Source organism: Myxococcus vastator, from assembly GCF_010894475.1.
Lineage (GTDB): Bacteria > Myxococcota > Myxococcia > Myxococcales > Myxococcaceae > Myxococcus > Myxococcus vastator.
Map to the genome: position 1 here is coordinate 1 of NZ_JAAIYB010000517.1, position 5577 is coordinate 5577.

The 5577-nt window shown below is 68.9% G+C and carries 4 protein-coding genes and 1 pseudogene; 3 read left to right on the forward strand and 2 right to left on the reverse strand.

The window, feature by feature from the left end; all coding sequences use genetic code 11:
* Positions 1-19 precede the first annotated feature (19 nt).
* Positions 20-664 carry a CDP-alcohol phosphatidyltransferase family protein gene (locus G4D87_RS32835; RefSeq protein ID WP_163786632.1) on the reverse strand — a complete coding sequence of 215 codons (645 nt, stop codon included), beginning with the start codon at positions 662-664 and terminating at the stop codon, positions 20-22.
* A 146-nt stretch (positions 665-810) separates the two neighbouring features.
* On the opposite strand from G4D87_RS32835, the gene G4D87_RS32840 reads away from it, so the two are divergent.
* Both G4D87_RS32840 and G4D87_RS32845 read left to right on the forward strand, forming a co-directional pair.
* A complete protein-coding gene (locus G4D87_RS32840) occupies positions 811-3324 on the forward strand; it encodes a penicillin acylase family protein (RefSeq protein ID WP_163786633.1) in 2514 nt (837 codons plus the stop codon).
* Positions 3325-3538: 214 nt separating this feature from the next.
* Complete coding sequence (locus tag G4D87_RS32845) at positions 3539-3985, forward strand: DofA protein (protein WP_163786634.1); 447 nt, start codon at positions 3539-3541, stop codon at positions 3983-3985.
* On the opposite strand, the gene G4D87_RS32850 is transcribed toward G4D87_RS32845, so the two are convergent.
* The gene (locus tag G4D87_RS32850; RefSeq protein ID WP_240358804.1) at positions 3913-4773 is read right to left on the reverse strand and encodes a ThiF family adenylyltransferase; all 861 of its coding nucleotides are present in this window, start codon (positions 4771-4773) and stop codon (positions 3913-3915) included. The genes G4D87_RS32845 and G4D87_RS32850 overlap by 73 nt on opposite strands.
* A gap of 306 nt (positions 4774-5079) precedes the next feature.
* Between G4D87_RS32850 and G4D87_RS32855 the strand changes: the two are divergent.
* Positions 5080-5577, forward strand: a pseudogene (locus G4D87_RS32855) (hypothetical protein); the annotation flags it as partial.

The window sequence follows — 5577 nt, forward strand, 5'->3', positions numbered from 1 at the left end:
GGTGGGTGGGTGTCCGGTATCAAATCTTCGGAATGCGCAATGTCTTGCTGATCATCGCGCTTCCGCTGGCCACGAACATCAGCGCCAACGGGTGCAGCACCAACGGCCCCAGGTGCCACACACCGCCCCACAGGTCTGGACCGATGCGCCCCGCCCACAGCGCCGCGGCCATCACCATCACCAGCGCCAGGCTGGTGGGAATGGGGGTCCCCTCGAAGTACTTCACCTTCCCCGTCTCGTCCGACAGGTCCGTCGACGTGACGTTGAAGCGCGCCAGCCGGCTGATGCCACACGCCACGAAGTAGAGGAGCGCCGCCACGTCCAGTGAGCCGCGCATCCCCACCGCGAAGGCCAGCGCCGCCGGCGCCATGCCGAAGGAGATGACGTCCGCCAGTGAGTCCAGGTCCGCGCCCAGCGGCGACTTCTTGAAGCGCCAGCGCGCGATGCGCCCGTCCATGACGTCCATCACCAGCGCCACCGGCATCAGGCCGAAGGCCACCCACAGCCAGCCCACGTCCCCTGAAGCCAGGTACTGCATGGAGGAGAGGATGGCGCCCGCGCCCGCGAAGCCGTTGCCCAGCGTCACGAAGTCAGCGAGCACGAACGTGCGAATCATCGAGAAGTGACGGCGCGGGCGGCGGGCACGGGACGGCTCGGTCGGCATATGCGCGATTTCCTACCACACCCCTCCCGCTCGGCCGGAAGCTCGTTCTTGCCACACTGCGTTGTACCCGGCGGTGTGAGAAATCAATCCAGTTTCAGAAACATTTTGACGGTGTGATCAGCCGCTCCCTACGCTCGACGACTGTCATGCAACCCAAATCTCCCTCGCCCCTCCGGCGCGGTGTGCTCCGCCGTACGCGGAGCACCCGCTGGCAGTTCTCCCTTCTCGCAGGCATGAGCCTGCTGTTCAGCACCGCGTGTGGTGACGAAGACGACGGCGACGGGACGCCTCCGGCCCAGACGCCCACCTACGAAGCCACCATCCGCCGCACCGCCCACGGCGTCCCCCACATCACCGGCAAGGACCTGGGCAGCGTGGCGTACGGCAACGGCTATGCCTTCGCCCAGGACCACGTCTGTATCCTCGCGGATCAGATCCTCAAGGTGCGCGGTGAGCGCGCCCGCTTCCTGGGCCAGGGCCCCGGCAGCACCTACGCGGGCAGCGACTTCGCCTACCGCTCGCTGGGCCTCCACGCGCGCGCCACGGAGCGCTTCAGCGCGCAGCCCGCCAACGTCCAGGCCATGCTCAAGGGCTACGCGGCCGGCTTCAACCGCTACCTCGAGGAGACGCCCAAGGATCAGCTCCCCGCGCCCTGCACCGGCGCCAGGTGGGTGCGGCCCATCTCCGAGGTGGACCTGCTGGCCTACGCCTTTAGCGCGGCGCTGACGGGCAGCAGCTACCAGGTCGCCCTCGCCCTCGCCGCGGCCACGCCGCCCAACGTGACGGCGACCGCCATCGGCACGCCGGACCGCGACCACGTCAAGGTCCAGCGGCCCGAGCTGCACCAGGTGGGCAGCAACGGCTGGGCCATTGGCCGCGACCGCTCCGCCACCGGCCACGGCATGGTGGTGGCCAACCCGCACTTCCCCTGGGAAGGCGAGCTCAAGCTGTGGGAGAGCCACCTCACCGTCCCCGGCGAGCTGGACATCTACGGCGTGGGCCTGCTGGGCGTGCCCGCGGTCCTCATCGGCTTCAACAACGACGTGGCCTGGACGCACACCTTCTCCTCCGGCCAGCGCATGACGCTGTACGGGCTGCGCCTGGTGCCGGGCAAGCCGACCTCGTACTACTACGACGACGAAGAGCGGGAGATGACCTGGAAGGACATCACCATCCTCGTCCTGCTCGACAACGGCACGCTCGTCAACGTCACCCGCCGCATGTACAGCAGCCACTACGGCCCCATCATCTCCATCCCCGGCGTCGCGGAGTGGACCGAGGCGTCCGCGCTCACCTACCGGGACGCCAACCTGGAGAACGACACCCTGCTGGCGCAGTTCATGGGCATGAACCAGGCCGGCAGCCTGGCTGAGTTCAAGGCCGTCTACGCGCGCGAGCAGGGCATCCCCTGGGTCAACACCATGGCGGCCGACCGCGCCGGCAACACCTGGTACACGGACGCCACCCCCACGCCGAACCTGTCGCCCGTGGCGCTGGCCACCTGGAACGCCGCCCGCCAGGGCGCGGACCTGGCCACCACCGCCATCTGGCAGCAGATGGGCCTGGTGCTGCTCGACGGCAGCAACAGCCAGAACGAGTGGCAGGACGAGGCCGGCGCCCGCAGCCCGGGCCTGGTGCCCTTCAGCAAGGTGCCCCAGCTGGACCGCACCGACTTCGTCTTCAACGCCAATGACAGCTACTGGCTGGCCAACCCCGCCGCGCCGCTCAAGGGCTTCTCGCCCCTGCACGGCCTGGAGGACGTGCCCCAGACGCCGCGCACGCGCCTCAACGCCGTCATGCTCACCGAACAGGTCGAAGGGGGCGCGTCCGGCGCGGACGGCCTCTTCACCCGCACCGAGCTGCAGGACGCCATCCTCAACAACCGCGGAATGGTCGCCGAGCTGCTCATCGACGACGTGGTGGCCCGCTGCACCGGCCAGACGACGGTGCCCTACGGCACGGGCACCGTGGACATCAGCCAGGCGTGCGCGCTGATTGCCCAGTGGGACCGTCGCTATGACGTGGACAGCGTGGGCGCCATCGTCTGGCGCGAGTTCGCGGGCGCGTTCACCATGAGCGAGCTGCAGGCGAGCCCGGCGCTGTACGCCACGCCCTTCGACCCGGCCAACCCCATCGCCACGCCCCACACGCTGGCGCCCGCGCCCGCCCAGGGCGCGGACCCCGTCCTGACGAAGCTGGCCCAGGCCGTGGACACGCTGACGCGCGCGGGCCTGGCGCTGGACCTCCCGCTGGGTCAGGCGCAGTTCACCCCCCGCGTGAGCGGCGAGCGCATCCCCATCCACGGCGGCGGCAACTACGACGGCGCGGCCAACATCGTCAGCTTCGGCACGCTGAAGTCCACCACGCCCAACGCCGAGGTGGGCACCGCCACGCGCCAGGTGGTCAACTCGCGCACGGCCCTGGCCAACGGCGGCTACGTCATCAACAACGGCAGCAGCTTCATCATGGCCATGGAGTTCACGCCCACCGGCGTGCAGGCCAGCGCCCTGCTGACCTACAGCGAGTCCAGCAACCCGGCCTCGCCGTACTACGCGGACCAGACGCGGCTGTTCTCCCAGAAGCAGTGGCGGCCCATCCTCTTCACCGCCGAGGAAGTCGCCGCCGCGCCGGGTGAGCAGATCACCCTCACCGGCAACTGACGCACCCCGCCGGCCCCGCTTCGTCGGGGGCCGGACACCTCGCGGCCCGGCGGGGCAATGTCGGGCCGCGGATGTCCGCCCTCCAGTCTGATTCCGTCTGCTGCCCGGACGCGCGCCAATGGGTGCGCAGACCGCCAGGCGCCGCCGTTCGTTCCTGGCGAAGGGGCACCGGGATTTCCCGGTGGAATCACCGAAGCAGCAGCAGGGGGACATCATGGCCACATCCGTCTACAAGACCGCCATCATCGGCAGAGTGTTCTTCCTCCGATGGGAGGCGCCACCCAGTCAGGAAGAAATCCACACCGTCTTCCAGCAGATGAAGGGCGCGCACGAGCAGCTCCGGCACCCGCTGGTCCTCGTCGCCAGCCTCTCACCGAAGTCGTCCGTGCCCAACTCGGAGCAGCGGCGCAACCTGTCCACCTTCCATTCGGACGCGCGCCCGCTCTTCACGGAGATTCACGCCATCGTCGAAGGCAATGACCTGCAATACAACCTGCAGCGGGTCATCATCTCCGGCATCAACCTGGTGACGCGCACCTTCGACGAGGCCTTCCACCGCGTGCACAAGCACGCCGACCTCGTCGCCCCCTACCTGGGCAAGAGCCTGGGCGTGGACGGCGTGAAGGTCATCGAGGAGGCCCGCTCACGCGGCGTGGTGTGAGCCTGGGCGGCGGTGCCCCGCACGAAGCGGTGGTCGAAGAAGTCCACGTAGAGGTACTCCGGCCACGACACCATGGACCGGGGTCCCCACATCACCGCGCGCGTCAACTCCGTCACCATCATCCCCGCCGCGCTCGTCGCGCCCACCACGCAGGTGGGCGCGTGGCCCCGGCCCTGGTAGCACGCGTCCATGTACTCGCGGAGCATGTAGCTGCCCAGGTGGGGGATGATGGCCGGCAGGTCGATGCGCCCATCCGGCAGGAGGTAGAGCGCTTCGTACAGCGGCGCGTCCGGCTGGAAGACGTGCAGCGCCGCGCCAAAGCCCAACATCAGCCCCGTCATCACCGGCACCCCACGCTGACGGCAGGCGCGGTGGAGCACCTGCTTCTCACACGCTCCCGCGATGTCGATGACCTCCACCACGTAGTCCACCGGGCCCAGCGCCCCGCCTCCGCCAAGCACGTCCTCCACGTTGGCCGCGGTGATGCCCTCCAGCACCTCCCGCAGCCGCAGGGCCGGGTGGATGTCCCGGCACATCCGCCCCACCACCTCCACCTTGGCGCGGCCCAGCGTGCTCTCGAAGCAGCCCACCTGCCGGTTCATGTTGTGGCGCTCGTAGACGTCGAAGTCCGCCAGCGTCACGCCGCCGAACCCCAGCCGCGCCAGGTCCACCGCGCACTGGCCTCCCGCGCCGCCCACGCCCGCCACCAACACATGCGTGCGTGACAGTTTGTCCAGCGTCTCCGCATCCACCACGCCCAGATTGCGCTGGAACCGCTGCTCGACCATGGGCCGCCTCGCGTTGAAGTCTGGCTTTCATGTGCGCCCCCACCCAGGAGGGTGGCGAGAGCCCCATGGGCGCGTGTGTTCAGCACCCCTCCCACGTCACCTGGTGCCGTTCGGACCCCGTCAGTCCTCCCGTACTGGAGCGCCAATCCGCTCTTGCCCGTTCTGGTCGCCTGTGGTCATTTGCGCGCGCTCGTCACCCAAGCCTCTCAATCCCTGCCGGGTTCCTCGTGACGCCCCGGAAGCCGCACCGGTGATGCGCGGGCTTCAGTGATGAAGCACGCGCCGAAGTACCCCACCTGGCAGGGGATGTCAGAGGTTCGATCCACAGTGGCGTTCACCCATGAAGTCCCTGCCTGGAGAACACTCCAGGAGTTACAGGGGTTTGATGATTGGCGTGAATTCTGCTCGGGGGGCGACACGTCATTCGACTCCCCGAACATCTTCAGCCGATCCGAGGTCTGTATGCGTTCCGTGTTCTTCCTCTGTGTCTCGTTGGCATGTCTGTCGTTGGCTCGAACCGCCGAAGCGGCCCCTTCTGATGACATGCGACAGGCTGTCTCACGGGCCGCGGCGCTCCAGGGCGTGGCGCTGGCGGAGGGGGCGCAGGCCAGCGCCGCGTTCCTGGGTTCCAGCAATCTGGGAGGCGGTGAGCGGGTGGCGTTGTTCGGCGACGTGGCCCACTACCGCTACCGCCTGCAGGTGGGGCCGTCGCGGTATGACGTCGTCACCCTGCACCGGGTGGTGCGGGAGGACGGGGCGTGGCGGCCGGCGCGGGCGACGCGCGCGGTGTTCATGGTGCACGGC

Coding starts and splice junctions, on each gene's coding strand:
- G4D87_RS32850 (WP_240358804.1), bottom strand. CDS start 4,773: ATGGTCGAGCAGCGGTTCCAGCGCAATCTGGGCGTGGTGGATGCGGAG.
- G4D87_RS32840 (WP_163786633.1), top strand. CDS start 811: ATGCAACCCAAATCTCCCTCGCCCCTCCGGCGCGGTGTGCTCCGCCGT.
- G4D87_RS32845 (WP_163786634.1), top strand. CDS start 3,539: ATGGCCACATCCGTCTACAAGACCGCCATCATCGGCAGAGTGTTCTTC.
- G4D87_RS32835 (WP_163786632.1), bottom strand. CDS start 664: ATGCCGACCGAGCCGTCCCGTGCCCGCCGCCCGCGCCGTCACTTCTCG.